We start from the raw sequence: 26,599 nt of genomic DNA on the forward strand, positions 1-26,599 counted from the left end.
CCGCGGGGGGCGCCCCGGCCACCCCCCTATGGGGCGGCGGCCGCCGGGGGGCTACGCTTTTGGCCCGACACCGCCTGTGCTGCCAAAAAAACCGGGGGCGGGGTCCACCCCCCCCGGGGGGGCGCCTCCGGGGGCGCGGGCGCCACTCAGGTCCGCGACGACTGGAGCTGCGGTTTGGCATTAGCAATGGCGTATTGTATATCGTCAGCCGCTGCCATGTTTCGCTTCCGAGCCCCCGCCGGTCAGGCCCGGCGCGTGCTGACCTACCCCGCTAGAGGGCCGGTCCATCCCAAATTGCCGCAGGTGCTTAGCGTCAAGACTCAGGTATCGGTGCTGCGTACACTCCCACCTAGCCGGCGTCCATTTCAGGCAACCTCCACCAAACGGCGCCGGCCCTTTTTCCTATTCGTCCCGCCAGATCTCCCAACGCCGAGCGCCGGAGGCAGATCGTGTGCTGCTCCGGTTGGGTGGAATAGCTCTGCGCTCAGCCACTCGCGGCTCTTGCACTGCTGGCATCGAACCTTTTCCCTCACCTCGTCGATCGTGACCTTGCCGATCACCTCCCGCAGCTCGAGCGGCTTGTAGCAGCGCGTGACGTTGCAGCGTGCGACCCGCTTCCGCTTTAAGCCGCGCTGTTCTTGATCACGCGCAGTTCGTGGTTCCCCAGCCGCCGGGAAGCGGCTGCCCTACCATTGCCGATCGTGTGCTGAGCGAAGTCGGAAATCGGGCAAGGTCGGCCGAGAAGAAAACCCTGGATCGCATCACAGGCTTCTCCCCGAAGGAAGGTCAATTCCGCGTCCGTTTCGACGCCCTCTGCCAAGACGGGGAGCTTGAGACCCCGGGCGAGGCCAAAGACCGCACGCATGACGGCAGCCGCCTCGTCGCTGCTATCTACCGCCCGCACTAGAGACTGGTCGACTTTGATCTTGTCGAACGGGAAGGCCCGCAAATTCGACAGCGACGAGTACCCGGTGCCGAAATCATCCATGGCGATTTGGACCCCAAGGCTTTTGAGCTGGCGCAGCGCGGCGAGCGCGCGCCCCATGTCCTTGATCATGCAAGATTCGGTAATTTCCAGCTCGAGGCGGAATGGATCGAGACCGGTTTCTTTCAGCACTGCCCCGACCAACTCGGACAAATTCCCGCCATGGAGTTGCATGGCCGAAACGTTGACGCTGATTGCCAGCGGTTGCTGCCAGCTTGCCGCTTCGGCGCAGGCGGTCCGCAGCACCCATTCGCCGATCTTCAGAATGGCGCCACACTCCTCCGCAACCGGGATGAACACTGCCGGCGGAACGGCGCCCCGTTCCGGATGATCCCATCGGAGCAGTGCTTCGAAACCGAAGACCTCGTTGGACAGGAGTTCCGCCTGCGGTTGATAGACGAGGCGGAGCTCCTTGCGCGAGATGGCGTGACGAATGTCGTGCTCGAACTGGCGACGATCGCGCAGATGCTCACCCATGGACGGCTCGAAAACGCAATAAAGACCACGCCCCTGCATTTTTGCCTCGTAGAGCGCAGCGTCGGCATGGCTCAGAAGCGTCTCCCGATCGGGTGCATCGTTCGGGAATACAGCGATGCCAAGGCTGGTCCCGATGGTGACGCCGGCGGGCAGGTTGGCGCCTGTGTCGTTGAATGCGTCCAGGATGGCGTCAGCAGTGCGCGTCGCATAGGCGGCGCTCGGCAGACCGGGAACGATGACAGCGAACTCGTCGCCGCCCAAGCGCACAACCATTTGCCCTGGCTTGAGGATGCTCCTGATCTTCTCGGCCACACACTGCAGCACGGCGTCTCCGACAAGATGGCCGAAGAGGTCGTTGATCTCCTTGAAGCGGTCGAGATCGAGGAAGAGCACGGCAAGGCACCGCTCAGTGTCGAGATGTGCCGTAAGCTCGGCCTCCAGCTTTTCGTTGAAGCTCGTGCGGTTTGGAAGCTTGGTCAAGGGATCGTGGTGGGCAAGGAAGTGAATTTCCTCCTCCGCCCGCTTGCGCCCGCGAATATCGCGCACGGCAAACACCTGGTGCGGCTTGCCGGCATAGAGGATGCTGTGCCGGATCAGCTCCACCGGGACCATGGTGCCGTCCGTCGCGCATAGTTCCACCTCCAGCGGCGTTTGCGCGGTGCCCTTGAGTTCGCCTGGGGAAGCCGTGGGAAAGAAGGACGTGAGCGGGCGTCCGACCGGCTGCGAGCCGTCGACGCAGGCAAGCGCGGAGAAACTGCGATTGGCAGCCACGATCTCGGCTTCGTTGCACACGATCAGCCCCTCGACGGCCGCGTCGACCAGCTCCTGCATACGCGCTATCTCACCGGCGCGGCGGAGATCACGCACATCGAGGGCGAGGCCGATGATGGCCAAAAGGATGATGACGACAGAAACGAGGGCTACGCCAGCCGCCATCCAGTCCGCGGGCAACGCCGTTGCGGAAACGACAATGCGTGGGTCTGGCATGATTGCGGCCGCGCCCATCGCCGTGAAATGGTGACTGCAGATCGCTACCGTCAACACCACGGCGCCGAGCCCCTTCCATTTGAGCGTGTTGGCATGAAGGGCAACCGGCAATGCGGCCGCGCCGAACAGCCCACCAAGAATGATTGAGGCGGCGACGAGCGGCACATCCCAGACGACGCGGCCCGCGATCTCGAATGCGGCCATGCCGGTGTAGTGCATCACCGCGATGCCGCCTCCGACGATCGCACCGCCGATCCAGCGTCCATGTGGAACGCGTGGCGAGATGCCGATCGTGAGACCCGTGCCGGTCAAAGCGATCGCGGCCAGTAACGAAATGATCGTCAAGGCGATGTTGTAGCCGCTTGGCACGGCGGGCTGGAAGGCCAACATAGCTATGAAATGCGTCGCCCAGATGCCGAAGCCGGTGGCAACCGCGGCGACGGCTAGCCAGACCCGTCGCATTTCGCTTTCACTGCGCCCGACATGGTGGAGGAGATTCACCGCCGTGAAGGAGGCCAGGGCGCAGATAAAGGCGGCCAGCGCAACCAGACGCAAATCATGCTGCGTCGCAATGCAAGTGTACACTTTCAACATGCTCTTCCCCCAGGCAGGATGGTCACCCGTTGGGGAGAAATCTAAGGTCAAAACTTGAATAAAGCGCTTAAGCGGAAAATCCGCTTTGAATCGTATCGTCCCTCAACGCCGGTCATCTCTGCGCCCTCAAAGGCGATTACGCGGCCTAGGCAAGGTTCGTCTTCTTCCCGAGCCGAGCGCAATTCCGGCCGCGATCGCGAAATCTGGACGCAATGCCTTCTCGATGTGCCGCGCCAGCGTCACATGTGTGGCCGACGGCCTAGGCTCGCACTTTTCTGTTGCCCGACTTGCAGGCAGCGAGCCACTGCATGGCGGAGGTCGAATCTTCCAATATGCCGGCCCGTTTCGCAAAACCGAGAAAGGCGTTGCGTGCTATGCTTACAGGTTTTCGCCCATCGCATACATCACAGCATGCCCTAAGGGCGACCTCGTGGATCAGGTCTCTGTGATCTTCTGGCCATTCGTTGAGGAAATCGATAGCGTCGGCAAGGCTGGTAATCTCCTGCACGATGTAGGTTGCACGCTTCACGAAAACTGGGCTGCTGAACGCCTCAGGGTTCATTCTCTCCTCCCAACCTGCTGAACAGTAGTCTGCGTGAACAGGGGCCTCATCTCTACACCCGCGGACCATTGCAGAATGTGTTGTCACGGCAATGACGGTTCAAGAGAAAAGCAGCGGCGTGATGCCCCCCGGTAGGCCAGCAGGCCGATACCAGACATTCTGCTGCAAGAGCGGCTTACCACGTGGCAAAAAATCTGCATCGTTCCGAGGCGATCAGCTCGATCTGATGCTTCGTCACGGGGCTCTCCCAGTGCTTGCACTCGGGGCTGCGGCGTTCAGCCTAGCTGAGCAAAGGCGGCCGTTCTCATCGAGATAGGAGGCAACCAGACCATCGCCGGTGCCGGTCCTGCTATCAAGTACCTAGCTCCACTGCTTCGCAGCAATGCCAGGAATGTCGTCAATCCGGTCAGGTTTCCCGATTAAATAGCCTTGAGCTTCATCACATCTGACGCGGCGCAGGTAGTCGAGCTGTTCGGGAGTTTCGACGCCTTCGGCCGTTACCTCAATTCGAAGCTCGTGCGCCAGTTCAATCAGCGATCTCACAATCGCGGCGCCGTCCAGATCGGTGAGCATATCCTGGACAAAAGATCGGTCGATCTTGAGCCGCGAAAGAGGCAATTTGCGAAGATACGTGAGTGATGAAAAGCCAGTGCCAAAATCATCAAGCGCAACGGTGATGGATAGAAAACTCAACGATTGTAACAATGAAATAGCCTCTTCAAAATCGGAAATCAGCACCGATTCCGTGATCTCAATCTCCAGTCTTCGGGGCTCCAAACCGGCTTCAGCCAAAGCCATTACAATTCCATCCAATAACGCCTTGTCCTTAAGCTGCACTGCCGATAAATTCACGGAGACCCGCAAGTCGCACGGCCATTGTGCCGCGGCCAAGCAAGCCGTCTTGGCAGCCCAAATTCCGATGCCGTGGATCAATCCGGTTTCTTCAGCGATAGGAATGAACTCCGATGGAGGGATTGCGCCGAGGGTCGGATGCTGCCAGCGCAGAAGCGCTTCAAAACCGCGGATGCGATCGCTCCCGAGGTCGAGAAACGGTTGAAATGCGAGCCAGAGCTGGTCGTTGGCGAGCGCAGATGCCAGATCGCGTTCAAGGGCATGGCGCCTTGCAGCAACCTCATCATCATTTGCGCTGAAAAACTGGATGGAGCCCACCCCCCGCGTCTTGGCCCTGTGTAGCGCGGTATCGACGCACCGCAGGAGTTGGTTTGTATCCAAACCGTCAGTGGGCGCCAAAGTGATGCCGATAGAGGCCCTGCAATATATTTCGCGCCCATCGATCAAGAACGGCGCGCGCATGCCATCTATGATCTGTTTGGCCAAGGACCTGATTTGATCCGGCCTGATATCGCGTGCAGCGATTATTGCAAATTCGCCGCCCTCCAACCTGGCAATGTCATCGCTCTCGCGCGTTGACTTGCAAAGTCTCGCGGCCACTTCGACCAAAAGGGCATCCGCCATCGCTCGACCAAAGTGATCATTCACCTCGTCGAAATTATTCAGATCGAATAAAAGTAACGCAAAGTGCTGGTCGAACTGCTTTGCGTCCACCAACGCGCGCTCGAGCCGCTCATTGAAGCTGATCCGGTTTGGCAGACTGGTTAGAACATCCCTGCGAATGGCATTTTCGCTTTCCGCTTGCAGAATGAAGCGCCAGGTAAATTCTGATGCGTGGGCAAGCACTGCACGAAACAGCGTGATGGCGTAGCTCACTAACAGGATTACGACGGGTAGATTGACGGCGCCATCCCGCCACATAACCGCAACCGCCGAACCGACGAAGATCGGCAGCGTATACGCGACGGCCGCAATGGGAATCGTGTAAAAGGAGGCGGCGCCGCCTGCGATCATCCCCGCGCTCAGGCAGGTGATGACGACCTGGGTGGCACTTGTTGCCCCGCCAAAGAACAGAACGGGAAGTGCGCCCCACCAAGTGCCGAACAGGAAGGCGTTGCGCACCAGGTTTTGCGTTGTCCGGCGAGACACCGATCTTGGTTTGACTAACCGAAACGATGATCTCGCTCTTAGGCCCACCAACCCAGCGGCGACGATGATGACGCTCGCCCAGAGGATGGCTTTCGTCTGGTCGGGCGAGCCCCAAACCGCTATAACAAAAGTGGCTGCATTGAGTATATTCGCAACCATGCCAAGAAGCGTGTTGCGAAGCACGATACTGACCTGCTCCGCTCTGATGCGGCCGGCAAGTGGTTCGATCGTCGAGGGCCCGCCAAAAGCCCGCAGGTCGCCCGCCAAAAGGTCCCCGAGCCTTGCGGCAGACAGACGCTGCATCACTCTTTCACCCCCCGCCCTAGAGTAGTAGCTGCGTGTTGAGTTCCTAGCACCGAACAATTCGGAAAAAGTAAATTTCAACCGCAAATTTGGACAGCCCAGTTGGGGAACCCAAAGGGCTCCGGAATTCGAAGATAGTGAAAGACACGATGCTCCCGATCCGGAATGTCGCGACGCAAGCCTGCGAATTCTGCCTGAAGTCTGTTGCCGGCCTAGGTGGAAGGACTTGGCCTTGTTGCCTTCTGAGGCCCACGTTGCCCTAATCCGATCACGGCCACGATGTCCTATCTATTTGCGTCCCCCCAAAAGGCGCGCCGCCAACTAGGCGATAGCGGTTCCTGGTTAGCGCGTGGCTGTCACGACACAACGCTGCAGCCCGAATGCGCGCGCGGGGCGCTTCAATCTTCGAGGGCGTCACCGGACGCTTGCCATACGAGGATACGCCCTGAAGCAGGGGCGTCGCCTTCCTTGTCATCAGCATCGCGCCGGCCCGCTCAAACTGAGCCGGTCCCGTGTGCGCCGTCATCACCGCCAATCTTTCCCGGGCAGGGGCGGCTCCGGTCCTCACATGCCTGGACCGACACTTGCGTTCCGCGTCCTGCCATTGTCGATAGGTGCCCCACAGGCCATCAGCCCCACGGTGTTGATGCCGCGGTAGCCTGCCTGATGGGCCGGCGGCGCTGGTTCCGTGTGGAACCACGGCGCGCACCAATCACCTGCACCTTCTTCGATTGCAGCGATGATCTCGGCGGTGATGCGCGTGTATACCGTGACGACCAAGCCTGTTGCCTCGATGGCAAAACCATCACTCAATGGACGTGGGGATGCGGCGGTGTCCGGAGCAACGGAGGCTATGCGACGTTTCAGACTTGCTGACCAGGTGATCGAGGAGGCGGCGCCTGATCTACAGGCTGCGCTTGCGGATCCACATCGCAGAAAGCTGCGACCGCTTTGCCTGTGCAAGGAGCCCTGCCCGGCTATGTATATTGCGCAGGTTGGCGACCAATACATGGTCAAGCGGATGCCGCTGTCGGGTGGCAGCCATGATGCTTCCTGTTCCTCTTACGAGCCGCCCGACGAACTGTCCGGCCTTGGCGTGCTGATGGGCAGCGCTATTCAGGTCGATTCAGAGAGCGGTATGGCCGCGTTGAAGCTGGATTTTCGCCTGTCGAAGGTTGGTACGCGCTCTGCGCCGGCAACTGGCGCCGTAGGTTCGGACAGCGTGATCGGGGACACCAAGAAACTCTCCCTGCGCGGCCTGGTCCATTATCTCTGGCACGAAGCGGAACTGACAGTCTGGACGTCACGATGGGCTGGCAAACGTCACTGGTGGAATATTCGTTGGCATCTCGTCGAGGCCGCTGGCCAGATGACGGTCAAGGGCGGAGCACTCAGCGAAATCCTGTTCGTGCCCGAGGCGTTCCGGTCTGCTGATAAAATAGCGATCGAGCAAAGGCGCGGGCAGGCGCTTGCACCTGCGCTGCCCCGAAGAGCGGCCCCAGAAAGCTGATGATCCTGGTCGGCGAGGCAAGGAGTTCAGCGAGCTCGCAGCGGCCACAAGTTGATCGTCAAGCACATCCCGGGGTTCGTGTTCTTGTTGGACGAGAGTCTTCATCGTCGGCTTCAAAGCCGTTTTGAAACCGAGATGGCACTCTGGGGCGCGGATGAGGCATCACATCTAATCGCGATTGCCACCTTCGGGTTGACCCCGGCGGGGCTGGCGGTGATCGAGGAAATGGCCGTCATGGTCGTGGCGGAGAATTGGGTGCCTACGAGTCCGCCTATGAAAAGAAGCTGGTCGATGCCCTTGCCAGGACAAGGGAGCGAAGCGTGAACCGCGACGGCGATATTGCAGACACAGCCGCGGCCGTTGGCCTGTATGTCGTGCCGCCCTCCTCCGATGGTGCGTACCAGGAAACGCTGAGCGAACTGATCGCATCGCGACCAGAGTTCTATTCCTGGATCTGGCGCACGGCCGATAGGGAGATGCCGACTTTGCCTGGTCGGCAAGACGGTGGGCCCGTCATATGAAGTCGCCACCGTTCGCGGACGCTGGCACGCCGGCGAGTATTTTCAGCTACTCTACTAATCATCCAATTCGCTCGCCTGAGCGGATCTTCCCAGCAAATGTGTGTCCGCCCTGGATCATAGAGGGGCTCGCACTCCAGCACGTGCCGGCGATCCCTTCCCGTTCGCAAGTCGGGCGGGTCAAGCCATGTTCATAGCCGCTGATGAGCCGCTCATCGCTTCTGCGCAAGAAAAAGGCCGGGCTTGCAGCACCCGGCCAAGCAAGAGGTCAAAAACCTCCAGAGGGGAACGCGCCGGACGCAATGGGAGGAGAACGCCCGACGCACGCTGGCATATAGGTGAGCAAGGATGACATCTCAACGACATGCCAGTAGGCCACGCGGCCTGATCACCTTGGTGCACTGAAGCTTGCGAGCCCGGGCGTTTGCCCAAAACCTCTTTTTTGCCGGCGGGCGCTCCGGAGTGATCATCCGTTCAGGATGTCACGAGTGTGCTATACGGCTTTGATGGCTATTGGTTCGATGTTGCGCCGGCGCTGGCTGCCGGAAAAGAGCTTTCCATCCTATGCGTATCTGCCGGGCAGGCAACCGCATCCGGTGCGCGATCCCGCGGGACACAGCTATAATAGCGAAGCCATGCTGTCGGTGGCTGAGATCTCGCTTGATTCAGACAAATTCCTCTGGGGTCTCGACCTTTTCACCACGGCTATTACTGGGAAGCCCATGAGGCCTGGGAAGGTCTGTGGCAAGTTGCAGACCGAGGCGCTCCGCTTCGGACGCTCTTCAAGGGATTGATCCTGTTATCGGCGGCCGGCGTGAAGATCCGCGAGGGCAAGCAGGCGGCGGCGATGCGTCATGCCGGACGCGCCGCGGCGCTCCTTCGTCGGCTGATGAACACGGCCGATCATAGCTTCGAGCGTGCGCTCGGCATGTCACCCGCAACGCTCGCCGAACACGCCGAAGTCGCGGTAAGGACCCCGGCGGCCCTACAGGCGACAGCGCTCGGTCAGCCCCAACCCGTGTTTGACTTCATTCTCGGACCGAGTTCCGGCGGAAGACCGATCAGCTCGCAAGAAAGACAAACAGTCCTCCGTAGAAAACGCCAGAAATAGACCCGTCACTGACGAACGAATGCCAGGTTCCATTCACCTGGCCGTGTTTTCATGAAGGGCGGAATTTCGTGATTTTCGCCTCTGCGAGGCGCGCTCCTGCGCAGTCAGAGAAACCATAAAGATCATGGATGGAAATAGAGGTCCGGGTCCCGGGCCTAGCGCCCGAACCATTTCCGGGGCGGACCCGCATTAGCAATAGCTTAGGGCGATACTTTATGCTGCCGAGACATTTATTGCTTTCAGCGACAATCACCATTATGTGGGAACACTTCGCCGACTGTCTTTCAAGCCACCCGGAGAGTTTTCATGACAGAAGAAGCCGATCACAGTCTCGACAGCCTCATCGAGCTTACCGCCGATGTTGTCTCAGCCTATGTCTCGAATAATCCTGTCCCAGTGTGCGATCTCCCCGCCCTGATCGGCCAAGTGCACGCGGCTTTGAAAGGCACGGCCGGAGGCGTCTCCGCAGCAGAGCCGGAGGCTCTCAAGCCTGCGGTCCCGATCAGGAAGTCGGTGTCGGCGGACTACATCATCTGCCTTGAAGACGGCAAGAAATTCAAATCGCTGAAGCGCCATTTGTCGACCCACTATGGGCTGACGCCGGACGACTATCGCGCCAAATGGGGCCTGCCGGCGGATTACCCGATGGTCGCGCCGAACTACGCCGCGGCGCGCTCAGCCTTGGCCAAGACCATGGGTCTCGGCCGCAAACCGAAAGAGTCGGCAACGCCGGCGCCGGCGAAGCGGACCCGCAAGAAGGTCGCAGCCTGACTTTATCTCTCAAGGGTCGTTCTGGAGCGCGCAGCTGTAGCCGGCATGATCCGCGCCCGACAATGGCGGTCAGGATGTTTTCGTCCACATTTCCGCTGTACGAACGCGCGGGCCTCTCGACGCTGAATGGCGGCCAGAAGATCAACTATGAGATTGAGCAGGACCGCCGCACTGGCAAGTCCTCTGCCGGCAGCCTCTGGATAAATCCAAATCCCTTGGTGCTGTTGAAGGGATTTGAACTGCGGACTACCAGATTGAGTTTACTCTCTGCTCGGAACCCGTCGCATCATGGCATTGCGTGAGCGAAGACATAGTTGCGCCACAGATATGCCGCACGCCCCAACGCATCGTTTCTTTCAGCAAAATCAATGCAAGTTAACCCGCCGGCGGCTGCAGCCTCCAGGATCTGTGCGTCAGAGTGCGCATGAAAAACGCCGATCGGCTCACTGGGCATTGGGTCTCGAATGTCAACAGCCAGACGGCCATGCTCCGCTAGAAGATGCGCCATCCTTCGAAAGCCGTCCCTAAGATCGCCGGCGGCGAGCAGCATCAACACCGCCGAGCAAAGAATGAAGTCAAACGGCGGCACCTTGCCCAACCGAGCAAGCTTTGGCAGGCGATCGTCGATCCAGGTTATTCCGCGGACCCTATTCGCTTCTCCAAGACGCCGAAACGCAATGGACGGCTCGACTGCTGTGACCTGTAAACCCCGAGCTGCAAGCCCTCGTGCATCGCGCCCACTTCCTGAGCCTATGTCGAGGACCCGGCCTTGAGTCGGAAGATGTTCGGAAAGATCTGGATGGACGACATCGAAGGTGACGGCGTCGTATCGTGGCGCCAAATTCGCAGCCAACCGGTCGTAGTAGGTGACAGAATCGAGTGACCCTTCCGCCTCCATTAGGGGGTTGCCTTGGCGGCGGCGTTCTTGGTGAAATACACTGCTGGCCCGCAACTCGTCACGAAGGAGCCGAGTGCTGCGAACAGCAGGAGCGCGCAGAAAGTCCCAACGATAATGAAATTTCCCCCAATCTTGCCTTTGCCATCGTAGCTGCGAATGTCAGCGAGCACCCGCTGCATTACATATCGCAGCCGAATGAGCGCGATGATCATCAAAAGGTTCGAGATGCCGGCAAATATAAGCAACATCGATCGTGCGCGATCGTTGATATCGAAGCTTGCAACAGCAAACCACAAACCGCCGGTAAGCGTCATAATTATGAGAGGCGATTGCCAGAGAAATCCGTTGAGCGAACGGAAATCCTCACACCGCTGTTCGTAAACCACCTTCTGATCAGGTGGTTCATTCGCTATATCGTTCGACATCTTAAACCTCGCCGTTCGATTCTCTTTAGCATCGAATGCGAGTCCAGTGCGGGAAGATTTTGAAATGGAGCATCCAATCTATCTCGATGGTTTTGCCACTCTACCCCTTGCGCCTGAAGCTCGCGAGGCGATCCTTGCTGTTTGGGCGCAACCGGGCAATGCCGGTTCGCCCAACGTTTCAGGCGAGATTGCCGCGCGCACGATTGCCGACGGCCGCGAATTGGTAGCCGATTTAATCGGCGCCGCGGCAAGCGAGATCACGTTCACGTCGGGTGCGACTGAAGCCAACAATCTTGCGATTTTGGGCGTGGCACGCTCCGCTCGCAGATCGCAACCGAACCGGAAACGCATCGTCGTTTCGGCAGTCGAACACAAGGCTGTGTTGGAGCCTGCACACGCCTTGCAGTCCCAAGGATTCGAAATCAGCATTGCCCCCGTCGATCGTCAAGGTCGGCTTGATCTTGCCGAATTTGCGCGCCTCGTCGACCGGGATCTTCTCCTTGCATCAGTGATGATGGTCAACAACGAGACCGGCGTCATTCAGCCCGTCAAGGAAGCTGCTGCCTTGGCGCATGCGAGTGGCGCGCTCTTCCATAGCGATGCGGCGCAGGCCGCCGGCAAGATCGACGTTGACGTCATCGAGCTTGATGTCGACTACCTCACCCTTTCGGCCCACAAGTGTTATGGTCCGATGGGTATAGGGGCCTTGTATCTTGCAGCATCGGCGCCGAAGCCGCTTCCACTGACTTTGGGTGGTGGCCAGCAAAGCGGTCTGAGGCCCGGAACTGAGCCGGTCGCGCTCGTGGCTGGCTTCGGTGCGGCTGCTCGGGTCGCGAGAGATCGACTTGAGTCCGATAAGGAGCATTGCTCCGCGTTGATTGAACGCTTGCTTGAGACGCTCGAAGAACGGCAGCTTCGCTTTCGTCGGGTCAGCGGCGATGCGCCCACGGTCCCGGGCACAGCGTCCATCCAGTTCTTCAACGTCGATGCGGACGAGCTCTGCGCCCGCGTTGCGCGCCGCGTATCGCTTTCAACAGGATCGGCATGCACCTCAGGGCAAATCAAGACTTCGCATGTGCTTGAATCCATTGGCCTTTCCCCAATAGAGGCTCGTAGCGTTATTCGGATTTTCTGTAATCGCTATCAGAATTCCGAAGAGATACTGAGCGCAGCCAACCACATTGTTGATGCTGCCGCGCTATCTCGCCTTGAAACTGGAGAGCTTCACCAGTAAGGTCTCTTTCATGGGACGCGCTGCGATAGAGTTCGATTCGAGAGGGCAGTTTGCGGGACACGAGACGTTCCCGCTCCGACTGCTATGGTTGAAGAAAGCCTTTGATGCAATCGGCGGCGGAGCCGATTCGAGAACATTTCAGGAACAAGGTGCAATAGCCCGTTTCGGCGTCGGGCGCAATATGGCCGTGTCGATGCGCTATTGGGCGCTCGCGTCGGGCTTCTTCGCCGAAGTTGATCGGATGATTGCACCAACCGGGCTTGGTCGCGCCATTCTCTCCGACGATGGTCTCGATCCTTACCTCGAGCAATCATCGACGATTTGGCTCGCTCATTGGCATATCGCCAGCACGCCTGCGATGACAACAACTGCGTACTACGCGTTCAATTTGCTCAACGCGATCGAGTTTGATCCGGCCATGTTGCTCGACCAGCTCATGACCTTGGTAGAGAGCAACGGATGGCGGGCAACGCGCGGAACACTTAAGCGCGATATCGAGGTTTTCTTGCGCAGTTATGTGCGGCGGGCGGATACTCTCAGTGAAGACGCCGCGGAGCCTCTGCTGGCCGAGCTTGCATTGATCCGGGAAGCTCGGCTTGGCGGCTGGTACGAGTTTGTTCGCGGTCCGAAGCCGGGCCTCCATGACGCCGTTTTCGCTTACGCGCTTGGTCAGTTCTGGGAACGATCCGGCGGCGCGAACACATTGACGGCTGAACAGATCTGTTATGGAGCAGGCTCGCCAGGACGCGTTTTCAAACTCGACGAAGACGGCGTGGTTTCCCGGCTGATGCGGCTTGACGATCTGACCACAGGTGCTTGGCAATGGGTCGACACGGCCGGTCTTCGCCAGATCCAGCGCACTTCCGAGTTCGATCCGACGACGGTTCTTTCTCTCGCCTACCCACGCAAGCCCGACCGTCAGATCGCAGCATGAGCAAGCTTTCCAGTATAGTTTCCATTGATCGCCGTTTCGCGCGATCGGCCCGGCTCGATGCGGATCTGAACGGCACGCCGCCATTGGTCGGATACGTTCTGCAGGCAAGCGTCGCAAAAGCTCTGCGCACTCTTGGTGAGAGCCAGCGGGACCACCATCAAAGCGCTTACACTTGGACCGGTCCTTATGGTGGCGGCAAGTCGAGTGCCGCCCTGCTGCTTGCAAACCTCGTGGCCGGCACGAAGAAGAACCGGAAAATTGCTCAAGATATTGCGGGGCAGCCCCTTTCGACCCTGTTCAATCAGGCGTTCCCGGAAACCAGCGGCGCGTGGAAAGTCGTCGCCGTCACCGGAAGCCGGACACGGCTCCGCGACGCAATCGTCGAATCCGCCCGTAATGCGCTCGATTGGTCGCCTGACGCCGCATCACAGTTCGCAGCAAGCGATGATCGGCTTATCAAGGCTTTGATAGCGGGCGGCGAAGGCGCATCGAGCGGAACCCTCCTCATCCTCGACGAACTCGGCAAGCTTCTTGAGCACGAAGCACTCGAAGGCGGCGACGTCCATCTGCTTCAGGATCTCGCCGAGCATGCGTCGCGCAGCAGCGGCCGCTTGGTCGTCATTGGCATTCTCCACCAGTCGTTTGAGCAGTACACCGCGCGTGCTGCGCGCAACGCGCGGCAGGAATGGCGTAAGGTTCAAGGCCGCTACCAGGATATCGCATTTCTTTCGGGTGCGGATGAAACAGTTGCGCTGCTTGGCCGAGCCATAGCCGCTGAGCGCCCGAGTGGTGATGCATCGGGCGCCCGCGTTGTTGCTGAAGCGGTCGCCAAACGCCGCCCGACGGACGTTGATGTGCTCGCGGAAGCGCTTGAGCAGACATGGCCTCTTAACCCGGTGAGCGCGCTTCTGCTCGGACCGATCTCGAGAGCGCGGTTTGCCCAGAATGAGCGGAGCGTGTTCGGTTTTTTGAGTTCCGCCGAGCCCTCCGGCTTCAAGGAGTTTCTGGAGACGACCGATCTTAACGGCGGGACTTATGACCCCGCGATGCTCTGGGACTATCTTGCTGCCAACTTCGGAATGGCCCTTACGGCGGGTGTGGACGGCAACCGCTTCAGCCTCGCATTCGAAGCGATCGAGCGGGCCGGCGTCAAAGGAACCGGTTTGCATGTTGCCTTGACGAAAGCGGCCGCGATCATCGAGTTTTTCCGCAACGGTTCTGGCGTTGTGCTCGCAGACGACTTTTTGAGCGCGTCGGTACCCGGCTTCGGAATGAAAGCGATCAGCGGAGCGATCAATGATCTCGTCGATTGGGCTATCCTGATCCGGCAGCCCCGCCTCGGCGGATATGCACTGTTTGCCGGCAGCGACTTCGATCTTGAGGAAGCCATTGGCCGGGCTATCCAGCCGGCGGATTCACTTGAGCTCGCGGACATTCCGCGCCGCGTCGGTTTGGGCTTTGCCACGGCCAAACGGCATTACTTCCAGAAAGGCGCGCTGAGGACTTTTGAAATAGCGCTGCAGGTCGTCAGCCGGAACGACACGATCGAGTCTTTGACGAGCGGCATTCTAGCCCGCCCGCTTCATGGCAGCGGCCTTTTGCTATTGCTTCTCGGCGACGGTTCTTTGACGACGAAATCCGTCAATCAACTGGCCCAGAAGGCGGCCAAAGCGCTTGCGACTGAGAAGCGTGTGATTGCCGTGGGCGGGGCAAATGACAGCTTTACGCTGCGGTCAACGGCTGCAGAGTTGTTAGCGGTTGAACGCGTTTTCCGTGAGCACCCGCAGCTGGAGGGCGACCGGATAGCGAGGCGGGAGATTGCCGCGAGACAATCCAACTGCATCGATCAGCTTTATCGGGCGCTTGAAACGGCTTTCGAGAATGCAAGCTGGTACCTGGCGCCTCAGCCGAGCCAAGCCGTCCGCGCACAGTTAACGGTCGTTGCAAGCGCGCTCGCCGACGCAAGTTTCTCGAAGGCGCCGATCATCAAAAGCGAATTGCTCCAGCGCGACAAACCATCATCGAATTCCATGGCTGCTTTGCGCGAGCTCGCTCATGCGATGGTCAACTCACATCCGCATGAGCAGCTAGGAATGACCCAGTATCCTGCAGAGCTCGGCCTCTACCTTACCTTGCTTCGACCGTTCGGGCTGCACAAAGAAGTCAAGGCTGGCGTCTTCGGTTTTTCGGATCCGGACGAGAGCCGAGAGGGGGCATCGCTCCGCCCAGCGTGGGACGTAATCGACCTCGCAGGCGAAAAGCCCCTCGATGCTGTCTATGCAGAGTGGGCTCGACCACCCTATGGCATCAAAGCCGGTGTAATGCCCGTATTGGCACTCGCCTACATGCTCGCCAAGCGGGAGAGCGTTGCCGTCTATATTGACGGGGTCTATCAAACAGCAATCGATGATGTCGTCGTCGACAAGCTTTTGCAGAAGCCTGGTCTCTTCCGTTTGAGGCGGATCGATCGGTCCGTGCGCGAAACAGCGTTTCTCAGTGGGCTCGCGCAGCTGCTCAGGGTTGACCATCACGGAGGGTCATTGCCCGTCGCCGCAGCTCTTTTTCAGCGTTTTGAAGAGCTCTCACAATTCGCAAAACGCACCACCAATCTCGATCCTTTAGCGGTGAAAATCCGCGGGATCGTGACGAAGGCAGACGATCCCGAGCGACTTCTGTTTGACGATCTTCCGGCTGCTCTCGGTGAAGAGCTCGCCCCAGAGACCGTCTATCGTGCCCTTCAAGCGGCCGAAGCGAGCTATCCCGCGCTTCTCGAGGAGTTGCGTCTGGCACTTGCAAAGGCGCTCGGAATCGATGCCGTGAGTTTCGCAGGAATTGCGGAACGCGCATCGCTGCTCAAAGGCCTGACGAACGATTACAATTTCGATGCGTTTGCAGATCGCGTCGCGGCGATGGAGCTTGGAAAAGGCGAGATCGAGAGTACTGTCAGTGTTCTGTTGCACCGCCCCGCCCGGAATTGGTCGGACAGAGACCGGCAAGAAGCGTTGACGGAAATTGCGCGATACGGGCGCCGTTTCCGGGAGCTCGAGGCTTTGGCAATCGTGCGAGATCGACGCTCCCAGACCGAAGCCTTGGCACTTGTCGTCGGCCTCGACCCAAAAATGCCGCCGTTGATGCGGAGCTTCGAACTGAGCGAAAGCGAAAAGCTAGCCGCCGCAGGAATGGCTGATCGTCTGGTAGCTTCGCTCAGATCAGAAAATGAGAGCGGACGATTGCAGCTTGCTGCCCTGGCGCGTGCAGTCGCCATGACGGCAGCCGATGGCGAAGATGAGGTTGGCAGGCAATGAGTGGGGAACGTCATATCCTCGGTCTCTCGGGCGGGCGCGACAGCGCGGCGCTCGCCGTTTACATGCGACAGCATCATCCAGAGCTGCCCATAGAATATTTCTTCACAGACACCGGTAAGGAACTGCCTGAGGTCTATGGCTTCCTTGATAAGCTCGAAGGCTTCTTAGGTCGGCCGATCCAGCGGCTTAATCCCGATCGCGACTTTGATTTCTGGTTGGACGAATACGGCAATTTTCTCCCGTCGCCCCGTACCCGCTGGTGCACGCGACAGCTGAAACTCCGGCCGCTGGAGCATTGGCTGCAAAAGGATCTCGAAAGCGGGACGATCGTCCACTCCTACGTCGCCATCCGCGCCGATGAGCCAAGTCGCGAAGGCTACCAGGCCACACACCCAAACATGCGGGTTCATCTTCCGCTTCGTGAAGCTGGAGTCGATCGCACCGGCGTCATCGAAATACTCGAGCAGTCCGACGTCGGTGAGCCGGCCTACTATCAATGGCGTTCCCGGTCCGGCTGCACATTCTGCTTCTACCAGCAGAAGATCGAATGGGTTCGGCTCGCAGAACATCATCCGGATCGCTTTGCCGAGGCCGTCGATTACGAAAAGACCGCCTTGCGAGACGGCTCGCCGTTCACATGGAGCCAAGGTGAGAGTCTTACGGAGTTGATCTCGCCCGAACGAGTCGAACAGATCAAGTCGGATTACGAAAAACGCCGGGAACGGCTACGGCGCGGCCGGAGGGTCAATCCGTTATCGGGAAAGACCGCAGAGACAATCGACGACGTGTACGGCCTTGACGAAGGGGCCGGCAGCTGCGTTGTTTGCCACAAATGACCATCGGGGGCGATTACCCTAGAATTGCTTCGTCAATCTGTACCGCGAAAGCCTCGCCATTAGCCGGTCGTATGGAAGCGCTGTGATGAAGCGCTTTGAATATTGGATCGAACAGTGTTTCTGGACCCTTCCAGTCAGCTTTGGAAAGAACCCCTGTGGGGTGACTGCGGTTGACTACAAACCAGAATACCGACGCCAGCTGAAATACATCGGATGCGGCATTGATCTGGTCATCTCGACCAATGCTACGGTTATTTGCTTCTGGAGACATCCAAAATCGTGGACCGACGATTTCCCAGTCAGGGGTCATTCTTTCTTCAACCGGCAGATCGAACATGTCACATAGGCCGTAATCGCTGAGAACCCAGCGGTCGCCCATAACCAGGATGTTGTCGGGCTTAATATCACGATGGACAGCCCTTCTATGAAGCTCGCCGAGACCGTGTGCAAGTCCGCGGAACTGAGCCAGGAAAATCTCATTCGGAACAGGAGCTCGCTTTACCAGTGATGACAGTGGTTCATTGGCCAGCATCATGACGATAAATGGAATATCTTTTATCAGCTGCGATAAACGCGCCCTTCGCTGCTCACCATCTATGTTTCCTGCATCTTGATATGCGATTAGATGGTCATGCCGGATCCCCTGAAGGAGCGTTTTTTCTCGATCAAAACGTTTTCGCCGATGCGCTCGTAGGTCGAGGAGAAACTTGACGGCATACTCGGTACCATCCCCAAGGTCAGTACACCGATGTACAACCCCATTTCCCCCAGCAGCGATTCTCTCGCCAACCTCATATGTCTTTCCGAACGGCGTTCGCAGCTCATCCGGAATAATAATCGCTTCTTTTGCTGAATTTTCGCTGCGGCCAAAGAACAGTAAAGCCATTCAGGCCCCCGCCCTGCATCCGTGCATGCGCCAACTAGCGTTTGAGATTTGGAAGACTTGAGTGTCCACTGGCCAGTCTAATTCCCGCCCGTCGGCGGTATGGTTGTGAAGTGGCTCGCCGCATCCAATACACTTTTCAAAAAGCTTGCCTTGGGCACCACCTCTTTCCAGCTGCACGGCGATGGACTCGAACTTTGATCGGACAGTGCCGTCTGGTTTTCTCCCGCGATAAGTTCCTTGTAAGACATCCATGAGAAAGTTCTTCCGCCAAGACCGGCTCGACACGCTATTGGCCTGCGACACACACTTTATCGCATACTCGCTCAAGACATCGATTTCGGACTCTGGCGCTATATTCGTGTCAAGTATCCGTAGATCGCCCCTTAGTGGTTCGAGATCCTTGCCTGCCAAGCAATCTCCGGCGGTTCGAAATTCGTATATCGTCAGAAAGAGCGAGTAAAAATCCGATTTCTGCCGAAATCGGGTCTTGGCTAACGACAACTTTTCAGGAGCGAAAATGCTTTCCAGGTCATATATGACAGCTAAGAAATCTTCTTTGACTTTGGCTTCTTCCGCAGGCCTCCACTCCGCATATCTGGAATAGAAGTAATCAAGGTCCCCCTTCTTATCTTGCGGCCCCTCAAGCATGCCAGCGAGTATCTCAGACACGAATTCTACGTCGCCCATTCGCCTTCGCTGGCCGACGGTGAACACCCTCGAGGCATCAAGAAACTCATTTAGGGAGAGATCCGTAGATAGCTCAAGAAACCTCCCCGGAAAGTCAGCTCTGCGTAATTCCTGCCTATTCAGCGGCATAGAATACTTATTTACACGAGAGTATACCTCTCTTACCTCTTCTTCTGTAAACCCAGTGGCCTCATTGTAGTCAATCTTATATAGAAGTATGCTATCTTTAACTTCTTTCGGCAGTTCACTGAATTTTTTACCGTGGAATTCGCCCGAGTATGGGTCATCTAATGCGAATTCGTCTCTTAAAAAAGCTAATATCGCTGAGATCCGTTGCTGGCCGTCAATCACTTGTCTGTGGGTGTGCTCATTGCGGACTTCGTTCCAAAGAAACATCTTCGGCATTGGAACCTGCCTCAGAATGGTGTCGATAAGCATAATGCGCGCCGCAGGATTCCAAACTTCCTTCCGCTGAAAGGAAGGCCGCAATTCAAGGCGCCCAAGTGAGTTCCAATCCCTTAGGTCCGAGATTGGATGCGGGCTTGAATTCCATGTTCCCACCCTGTGTCTCCTTCAATCGCGACTCGTCGCACTATTTGATTTTGATATTGCAACGACCGCGGCGTCGATATCTTCATCTGCAAGAAACGCAGCCTGCGCATAGATTATAGTTGGCTCGCCGCTCAGCTTCGCAGCAAGGTGACCAAGACCCAAAAGTTGTTCCGCACCCTTCACGCCAAGCGTGATTTCGGATGTTCCGATGCTCGCAACCTTCAAAATCAATCTGTTACCAAGGTTGTCACGCAGCTGCATTGGCATGACGTTCGCATCAGGCCGCTGCGCTGCAAAGATTAGATGCATCCCGGCGGCGCGTGCCTTCACGCCCAAGCGCGATACGTTGGATGTCACCGCAAATTTGTAATTTTCCGTCAGCATCCATTCCGCAAACTCGTCATGGACCAGGAAGACGTATGGCAGCCGTTCGGCAGCCTCGACCTTGGAATTGAATGCACGAATGTCTCGAGCCCCCTTGGACCGGAACAGCTCATAGCGGCGCTCCATCTCCGTGACGAGACCCTCCATAACCTCAACCGCCCTCGATTGGTCGACAATCACCCCGCCCTGCAGATGCGGGAGCCTCTCGATTGCCGCGTAATCGACACCCATTTTCGGGTCGATCAGGTGGATGTGTGCCAGATCACTAGAGTTCGTCGCAGCGATGTCGAGGAGGAGGGCTTGGATCAGCACGGATTTCCCCGACCCGGTTGCGCCGGCAACGAGCGTGTGGGGCTCATGCTGTTGCCCGCCGGCGAATGGGCCGCCGAGATTTAGATAGAGAATATCGCCATCAAGCTCCTTCAGGCCCAGCACGAAGGACGTGTTCACTCCCGCGGCATTGCGATTGATTTCCCGTCGGCCCCAAACATCCCAAAGTGAAACGACCTGTCGCTGCGGCCGCGCTACGCCCACGACGATCTCGCCCGGCAGTGGGGAAATCGAGATCAGCCTGAGCCCATGCGTCGTCAGAAGAGATGATTGTTTCGCTTCGATGTCTTCGACGCGCAGACGATCCGACCCCATGAAACGGATCAGCGCGGCGTTTGGAGTCAGGCGCGTGCCGACGAGCTTGGCCTGAAGATTGTAGCCGAGCAGTGCGGAGCGCAGCTTTTGTGCGGTGCTGGCCAACCATTCACGTTCGTCCGCCGAGTTTTCGCGAGCTTTCTGAGCGCGAGCTTCGATGAGAGCGGCGATGCCGACCTCGCCGCCGGCGCGAGAAAATTTGTCGGGCGTCGGAGCAGTCGTGTCGCCGCTTGGCAAGGCTGGAGCATGGAGTTGCGGGATTGCCAGTGACGGCGCTGAGATGGTCGCCTGATCTTCGTCGTTAATTTGGCTCGAGACTAGGGCGGGGGTGATTTCCCCGCTGGACAGACCGCCGCCATCGCCGCTCACGGCGACCGAACCATTATCATTTGTCCGCGGTTCTACGGCCTCAATAACGATTCCGCCTTCGGGATCGCCCTCATCGTCATCCTGATCATAGTCGTGGCTAATGGGCTTTTCGCTTCCAGCAATCAAATGCTCTTCTTTGATGGCCTTGGTCCAATCGACCCGCGGCGCCGGATGACGATAACTCACCGAGTTCCACGTGTGCTTTTCGCCAAGCCGGGCCCGAAGTTCGGTTAGACCCTGTTTCGCGTCGTAAGCCTTGATCAGTTTGCGAAGCCCCTCGCGCGTGAATGTTTCCTGGAGCCCCATCTGGATTTCCGGCAACTCATCCTGCTCTCCTGGCGAACTGCCGTCAGTCGCCGGGCCGGAAACGAAAATGTGCGAGTAACCGCGCAAATCGATCGGAACGGCACCGCGGCGAATGCCGTCGCGAACCCGTTCAAGAATGTTTGCCTGGCCCAGAGCCGCCGTACCGTCCAGCAACAAATCGGAGATGCGGGAAAGCCAGAGGTCGCGATCGAGGCGCCCGGGATCGCCAAACAAAGCGTCATCGATACGGGCAACAGTCTGTCGCAGCTGGCTGCGTGACTTGCGGCTCGCCTCCGCCAAGCCGGATTGGTCGACGTATTTCGCTTCGGTCACGATTGCCCTGAGCTTCGGAAGACCATCCTCTCCTGTCGAGACGCTGATGCCAAGGATGTCGGCGATCCCCTCTTCCTTTTGCCCAAGCCACTCCGCGTAGTCATCGAGGAGGAACCACGCAACGGCTGCTCGCTCACCAAGCTCCTCTTCGACAAGCGCCCGGCTCAGCACCAAACCGATCAGCTCGCCGGCCGAGACGCCCCGTTTGGCTGCACGCAAAACGATATCGCCCGATATGGCATTGGCGTCTTCGATCATTCGCCGCGCCAGACCTGCAAGGCGATCGTCGTCAAGACCCAAGGAGAGTTCCGCAAGCCGCCGTTTGACGAGCACGTGAAGTATTCGCAGCTCCGATGTCGACGACACGACCATGTTGCGGCCGTGCGTGCGTTGGCGACGATACCGGATCACGTTGATGCCTTGGGCGGCAAGCTGCCGCTTGTCGAGAAGATCGTCGTAAGTGGCAACCCACTCCGCCAATTTGTGCACCTCGTCGAACATCCCCTTCAGGCCACCATCCTGGAACGAGATCTGGCGGGCCGGCAGATAATGTTCGTCTGGACCGTGCGACTGGCGCCGAACAACGTTCGCGACGGCGTCGATATAGGCCCAGCCAGCATCTGGCTGACGCGGGCACGTCAGGTAACTCGTCGCCTTCAGTTCGTCTTCGGCGGTGACCCGCCGGTACGACCAGCGGGCCGGCACGTGTTGCAGTAAGGAAGGATTATCCGGCAAAGCCGGAACCGGGAACCACTGTTCACGCGCTTGACGGGAGACAACGTCGTGCAGGAAGGCCACATCTATCTCGCGTGCTCCGCCCGACTTTGATCCGCCCGCGACGTCGAGCATGACGCCGATGCGCAGCTTCGACATGAAGTTCCGCGATGTCTCGCTGACCACCACCGCATCGGGATCGTTTTCCGATCGTTCAAGCAGCTCGGTGTAGACTCCGGACAAGCGGGCCCGATCGCGATGGCGGACCAGCACATTGCAATGAACTTCTTCCTGGTCCTGCACGGAACTTAGCGCGCTCACGGTTGCGAGCGGCAGACCCGCCGCATCGCAATTGTAGAGCATGATGCTCAGATTCGATCGCTCATGCGGCTGCAGGTCGAGATAGCGTTCAAGCAGCGCGCGAATCTGTCTTGCGGCCTCTGACGGATCGACATCTGTGGTCGCCTCGGATGGATCGCGGACCGGCCGCTCGACCAGACTGTAGTCGTTGACCGTACTTGTTTCCGTGAGCAGGACGGGTTCGCTGCCGTCATAGCCGACGGCCACTTCAGGATAGAGCGGATGGCTGAGTTCGTCGCGGAGATCGCTGAAAAACAGACGCGAGTCGCCGAAGTTCAAATCGACATCCGACAAGAGATAGTCGGCTAAGCCAGCGACTGAACGCATTTTGGCCGCGACACCAGCCAGGCGCAGGGGATGCCAAGGTGCGACAATGGCTGACGGAGCGCTTCCAAGCACTTCGATCGTCCCGATCCGCAGCACCGGCTCGCAGATATCGCGGCGGTTAAGATCACCTATGGCATTCTTGGTCAGACTGTTCAGCAGGGCGCCGTAGGCGTCAGCCTGCGCGACAAGGGTGGCAGACGCGTACCCGGACGACTGCAGTGATGTAAGTGCGTCGGTATACAAGGCGGCGAATTGCTTCCACGCCGCAGCAATGTCGTCAGCACCGGCCTGTGTGATCCGGCCGGCGTCTTTTGCTTCCTTCAAGAGTTTTGGGAGGAGCTTCGCAAGGTCGATACCGGTGTTCGTTCGTGGGATAAGCGTTCCGGCATCCTGCCCGAAGGCTGGTTGCAGCGTTCCCGTATCAGTGAGAGATACCGACTGGAGTGCGCCCTTTCGGCTGACCGAGAGGCGCGCGACGCTGCTGCGCCCAAGCGGTCGCTTGATGAGGCGGCCGAGGTCCTTCGGCAGTTCCAGACCGATGGCGGGTGGTTGCCCGGTCCACACGAGCTGAACGGTTGCCCGCTCCCGTCCGGCTGTTAGCGCCACATCGAATTTGATCTGCAAGGCACTTCGCGCCGTCGACTCGTTTCGCCGGTACTTTTTTTGACGCGCTTTCGCGCGATCGAGCAGTTCTTCGTAGCTAAAGAGATGGGGCACGTCCCATTCGACGGCTGCGCCGAGAAGCGCGGGCAACCCTCTGTAGCGCAGGCCGAAATACAGGCCAACGTCAGCATTGAGGTCGAGCCACTGGTTACGCGATCGCCGGGCCGACTTAATGCTCAATTTACGGGACCCACCTCCGAGGTTCACCTGGCCAAAGAGACGTTCAATGACTCGCAGCAGGCCTTCAAGGAAATCGGTGCATTCGATCGGGCGACCGAAGACGAAGCGCTCCCACTTGACCCGTAGAGCTTTGTCTTGCCCCAGATCATCCCTGTGCGCCTCGAAAAATTCGCGATCGTCCTCACGCGTCTCCTTCAGCGATCGTCCCTTGAGAACGCGGAGGTACTCGTTGTCGGCTGGACTCAGTCGGTCGGGAAACGTGAACTCGAAGAAATTGATTGTCTCTTGGGCGAGCGACGTTTTCTTCAGCTTGATCCCGGAAAACAGCTGAAGAACGCTCTCAGCCTCCCATTCGAACAGGCTGAGCGCCTCTGCTTCTAGGCCCCAGCCTGGCGCGGCCTCAATGAAGGCCTCGATGGCAGGATGGACCTCCGCCGGGATATCGTCCCGCACCTCCGCGAACTGCTCTCTCAACTCTTCATTTTCGACGAGCTGGCGATTGGGGCGCTGCTTGACCATCAAGGGTTTGCGATCGGCGACGAGCTTTTCAAACAGCTTCTTCCACCGACGCGGGACTTCGCGATCGCGTTCACCAAGCCCTAGGAAGTAGCCGCTGTCGCGTGGTAGGCGCAATGCGGGCAAGGCCCATCCCAGTGCATCCGTGACCGGCACCGCATCGGTTTCGATACGGGTTCGGGTCATGGCGACGTAGGTTGCAATCTGGTGGAGCGTCCAGTCATGGGCCGCGGTCAGTCCCTTCAACGCAGCCCTCCAGGTCGCGATCTGGCTCTCGCTCAGACCCAGGCCCACGGTGGCCGCCTCGACCCAAGGCCCTGACTCTTCCGTCAGCTGTTTCGCCCCGATCAGGGTCACATCCCCGAGGGAGGCACCTTGGTCTTCATCCGTGTTGGCAAAAAGAAGTGCCGGACGGTCGCAGTCGGCGTGCCGGATCGCCACCATCCGCTCGTCCGTCATTACGCTTTCCGGAAGTCCGAAGGGTGAAACCAGGCTGCGCGGCAGCGCGATTTTCAAAAGCTCGGTGGCTTTCGCATCGGTGAGTAACGCCTGAGTGATCGCAGCGACCTGCTCGCCGGTCAGACGATCGAGAAGGTAGCGCGCCATGCCATCTTCCGGCGAGAGCGCGTCAAGACGCAAACGGATCGATGTCGCGCCGGCGGCGCCAATGAGATCAGAGGGGTTCACTCGGCTCTCGCTCTCTGGAATGGGTTTTCGACGTAGGCGCAACTGTCGGATAGGCGTCTGAGAAGACCGAGGCTTGCCAATCGCTCTTCAAGGCGATGCGCATTGTCCGAAAAGTCTTCCTGATCCGCGGTCCCGGCATCGACAAACGATCGTGCCTGCGCATCCCCGATGACGATCCCGTAGCGCTGATGTAAGCGCACCAGGAAGTCTTTAAATTCAAGTCTGTTGTCCACGCACGCCACGACGAGGGTCTTCAGCAGCCGATCGGTTGGTGCATAGCGCACGCGACGGCTCGATCGACGCGACGACAATCCGATTGCGCGCGACCATGTCGCATGAATTTTACCCACGTGCTGTTTGTGACGCGTGGTGGCCTTCCTGAGCAGCTCGTCAAGCAGTTGCTTCGGATCGCCGACAGTCTCGTCTTCGTCCCCGTCTGGCCATCCGAACTCGCGCTGCATGAGGTCACTGGCCCTCAAGACGGGTTCGTCAGATGCAACGGCCGCAGTCCAGGCCTGCGTCTCGGCAATGCGCAGGATAAAACGCTCGATCGCCAGTTGCGGCAGCATGTTGTTGTGTTGATAGGAGTCGGCCGACAGATCCCGCACAACGGACTTTTTTGGCGAGACGATTTCGCAAACCAGTTCGACAGGAGAACGATCAAGCAGCTCTCTTGCCCGATCGAGTTGATAGAGAAGCAGATTGAGACCAGCAGTGGTCACAAGGTGCGGAACTGCGTCATGGCCGGGAATGGGCAACTTCAGGATTGAAAGCCAATCTTCCGCCATGCGATCGAAAACTGGATGCTTAGAACACGGCAGATAGGCACCCCCACGCTCTGCCTTGGCGAGCTGGATATCTCCCTGGAGCGCGCGCGCCATCGCATCATAGGGGGCCGGTTGATCCAGAAAACGAGACGTCAGCAATACGCGAAGCTCGTCAGCGTGCTTGCTCCTGCTCAACATGAGGTAGAGGATCTCGCCGGTGCGGGCGAAAAACCGACGATCGTTCGAGACGCTGCCGTTCGGCTTGACGTTGACGTCTTCGAACAGAGAATGAGCCCCAAACGGGAAGACGAACTTAGAGCTCCACCGCTTGTTGCTCGACCCTTCAATCGCCGAGCCTTGGAGGAAGTTCAAGACGGCCGCGAAATCGTCGAAAGTTTCGAAGCGATCGCGTAGATACCTGAAATCAGGCTTGTCGATGCCGCCTGCCGTTTCGGCCATCTTATTGAGCCAAAGTGACCAAGCCGCGTCGTCTGACCCTGTTTCGGCGCGAACGGTCATGACATGGGGATTGTTGAACACCAGGTTGCGCAGGCGTAGCTGAAGCTGGGGCTTATACGAGAGACTGTTGTAGGTTTCCTCGCTCAGGGCCCGCCCTTCACGGTGTTCCGACAGAAGCACCGTCAGAAACTCGAGGAACGTCAGCCACGGCGACTGCTCGTCATGCAGGCGATGTCCCCAAATCGCTTCGTCGATCCAATAGGCGGGACCGGTGCGTTCTTCGAACTGGGTGGGGCGATCAAGAAATTCCATT

General features: G+C 58.6%; 18 protein-coding genes and 2 pseudogenes. 10 read left to right on the plus strand and 10 right to left on the minus strand.

Features of this window, described 5'->3' with window-relative positions; translation table 11 throughout:
* Positions 1 to 622 precede the first annotated feature (622 nt).
* From AC0L3D_RS30255 to AC0L3D_RS30270, 4 genes are all read right to left on the minus strand, one after another.
* A complete protein-coding gene (locus AC0L3D_RS30255; protein WP_473646769.1) occupies positions 623 to 3,043 on the minus strand; it encodes a bifunctional diguanylate cyclase/phosphodiesterase in 2,421 nt (806 codons plus the stop codon).
* A 259-nt stretch (positions 3,044 to 3,302) separates the two neighbouring features.
* Positions 3,303 to 3,605, minus strand: coding sequence for a DUF982 domain-containing protein (locus tag AC0L3D_RS30260; RefSeq protein WP_473646770.1), 303 nt, complete (start codon positions 3,603 to 3,605; stop codon positions 3,303 to 3,305).
* A 360-nt stretch (positions 3,606 to 3,965) separates the two neighbouring features.
* Positions 3,966 to 5,909: a putative bifunctional diguanylate cyclase/phosphodiesterase gene (locus tag AC0L3D_RS30265; protein ID WP_473646802.1), complete on the minus strand. Its 1,944-nt coding sequence runs from the start codon at positions 5,907 to 5,909 to the stop codon at positions 3,966 to 3,968.
* Between the two features lie 564 nt (positions 5,910 to 6,473).
* Complete coding sequence (locus AC0L3D_RS30270) at positions 6,474 to 6,689, minus strand: ArdC family protein (protein WP_473646772.1); 216 nt, start codon at positions 6,687 to 6,689, stop codon at positions 6,474 to 6,476.
* A 73-nt stretch (positions 6,690 to 6,762) separates the two neighbouring features.
* Here AC0L3D_RS30270 and AC0L3D_RS30275 point away from each other — a divergent pair.
* The 6 genes and pseudogenes from AC0L3D_RS30275 to AC0L3D_RS30300 form a co-directional block, all read left to right on the plus strand.
* A pseudogene (locus tag AC0L3D_RS30275) lies at positions 6,763 to 7,743 on the plus strand (DUF1173 family protein).
* Positions 7,671 to 7,940, plus strand: coding sequence for a hypothetical protein (locus tag AC0L3D_RS30280; protein WP_473646806.1), 270 nt, complete (start codon positions 7,671 to 7,673; stop codon positions 7,938 to 7,940). Before AC0L3D_RS30275 ends, AC0L3D_RS30280 begins: the two are co-directional and overlap by 73 nt.
* Positions 7,941 to 8,425: 485 nt before the next feature.
* Positions 8,426 to 8,731 carry a hypothetical protein gene (locus AC0L3D_RS30285; protein ID WP_473646773.1) on the plus strand — a complete coding sequence of 102 codons (306 nt, stop codon included), beginning with the start codon at positions 8,426 to 8,428 and terminating at the stop codon, positions 8,729 to 8,731.
* Positions 8,677 to 9,048 carry a DUF309 domain-containing protein gene (locus tag AC0L3D_RS30290; protein ID WP_473646804.1) on the plus strand — a complete coding sequence of 124 codons (372 nt, stop codon included), beginning with the start codon at positions 8,677 to 8,679 and terminating at the stop codon, positions 9,046 to 9,048. Before AC0L3D_RS30285 ends, AC0L3D_RS30290 begins: the two co-directional genes overlap by 55 nt.
* A gap of 306 nt (positions 9,049 to 9,354) precedes the next feature.
* On the plus strand, positions 9,355 to 9,819 hold the full coding sequence (locus AC0L3D_RS30295; RefSeq protein WP_473646774.1) for a Ros/MucR family transcriptional regulator: 465 nt from the start codon (positions 9,355 to 9,357) through the stop codon (positions 9,817 to 9,819).
* A 55-nt stretch (positions 9,820 to 9,874) separates the two neighbouring features.
* A pseudogene (locus tag AC0L3D_RS30300) lies at positions 9,875 to 10,016 on the plus strand (cold-shock protein); the annotation flags it as partial.
* Positions 10,017 to 10,105: 89 nt separating this feature from the next.
* On the opposite strand, the gene AC0L3D_RS30305 reads toward AC0L3D_RS30300, so the two are convergent.
* Positions 10,106 to 10,717, minus strand: a complete 612-nt coding sequence (locus AC0L3D_RS30305; RefSeq protein WP_473646776.1) for a class I SAM-dependent methyltransferase — start codon at positions 10,715 to 10,717, stop codon at positions 10,106 to 10,108.
* The gene (locus tag AC0L3D_RS30310) at positions 10,717 to 11,142 is read right to left on the minus strand and encodes a hypothetical protein (RefSeq protein WP_473646778.1); all 426 of its coding nucleotides are present in this window, start codon (positions 11,140 to 11,142) and stop codon (positions 10,717 to 10,719) included. The genes AC0L3D_RS30305 and AC0L3D_RS30310 overlap by 1 nt, the downstream gene beginning before the upstream one ends.
* A 64-nt stretch (positions 11,143 to 11,206) precedes the next feature.
* Here AC0L3D_RS30310 and AC0L3D_RS30315 point away from each other — a divergent pair, with 64 nt between their 5' ends.
* The 4 genes from AC0L3D_RS30315 to AC0L3D_RS30330 are packed head-to-tail and all read left to right on the plus strand — an operon-like array spanning position 11,207 to position 17,451.
* Positions 11,207 to 12,376, plus strand: coding sequence for a cysteine desulfurase family protein (locus AC0L3D_RS30315; RefSeq protein WP_473646779.1), 1,170 nt, complete (start codon positions 11,207 to 11,209; stop codon positions 12,374 to 12,376).
* Positions 12,330 to 13,310 carry a DUF4007 family protein gene (locus AC0L3D_RS30320; protein ID WP_473646781.1) on the plus strand — a complete coding sequence of 327 codons (981 nt, stop codon included), beginning with the start codon at positions 12,330 to 12,332 and terminating at the stop codon, positions 13,308 to 13,310. Before AC0L3D_RS30315 ends, AC0L3D_RS30320 begins: the two co-directional genes overlap by 47 nt.
* Positions 13,307 to 16,615, plus strand: coding sequence for a hypothetical protein (locus AC0L3D_RS30325; protein ID WP_473646782.1), 3,309 nt, complete (start codon positions 13,307 to 13,309; stop codon positions 16,613 to 16,615). Before AC0L3D_RS30320 ends, AC0L3D_RS30325 begins: the two co-directional genes overlap by 4 nt.
* Positions 16,612 to 17,451 carry a phosphoadenosine phosphosulfate reductase family protein gene (locus AC0L3D_RS30330; protein ID WP_473646784.1) on the plus strand — a complete coding sequence of 280 codons (840 nt, stop codon included), beginning with the start codon at positions 16,612 to 16,614 and terminating at the stop codon, positions 17,449 to 17,451. The genes AC0L3D_RS30325 and AC0L3D_RS30330 overlap by 4 nt, the downstream gene beginning before the upstream one ends.
* Before the next feature lie 13 nt (positions 17,452 to 17,464).
* Here AC0L3D_RS30330 and AC0L3D_RS30335 read toward each other — a convergent pair whose 3' ends face one another.
* From AC0L3D_RS30335 to AC0L3D_RS30350, 4 genes are read right to left on the minus strand one after another with little or no spacing between them, the layout of a single operon-like run.
* Positions 17,465 to 18,337, minus strand: coding sequence for a protein kinase domain-containing protein (locus AC0L3D_RS30335; protein WP_473646786.1), 873 nt, complete (start codon positions 18,335 to 18,337; stop codon positions 17,465 to 17,467).
* On the minus strand, positions 18,338 to 19,585 hold the full coding sequence (locus AC0L3D_RS30340; RefSeq protein WP_473646788.1) for a DUF262 domain-containing protein: 1,248 nt from the start codon (positions 19,583 to 19,585) through the stop codon (positions 18,338 to 18,340). It lies immediately after the preceding gene.
* 12 nt (positions 19,586 to 19,597) lie between these two features.
* Positions 19,598 to 25,060 carry an FtsK/SpoIIIE domain-containing protein gene (locus AC0L3D_RS30345; protein WP_473646790.1) on the minus strand — a complete coding sequence of 1,821 codons (5,463 nt, stop codon included), beginning with the start codon at positions 25,058 to 25,060 and terminating at the stop codon, positions 19,598 to 19,600.
* Positions 25,057 to 26,598: a methylation-associated defense system protein MAD7 family protein gene (locus tag AC0L3D_RS30350; RefSeq protein WP_473646792.1), complete on the minus strand. Its 1,542-nt coding sequence runs from the start codon at positions 26,596 to 26,598 to the stop codon at positions 25,057 to 25,059. The genes AC0L3D_RS30345 and AC0L3D_RS30350 overlap by 4 nt, the downstream gene beginning before the upstream one ends.
* Between the last annotated feature and the right edge of the window lies 1 nt (position 26,599).

The organism is Mesorhizobium sp. WSM4837 (genome assembly GCF_055811435.1).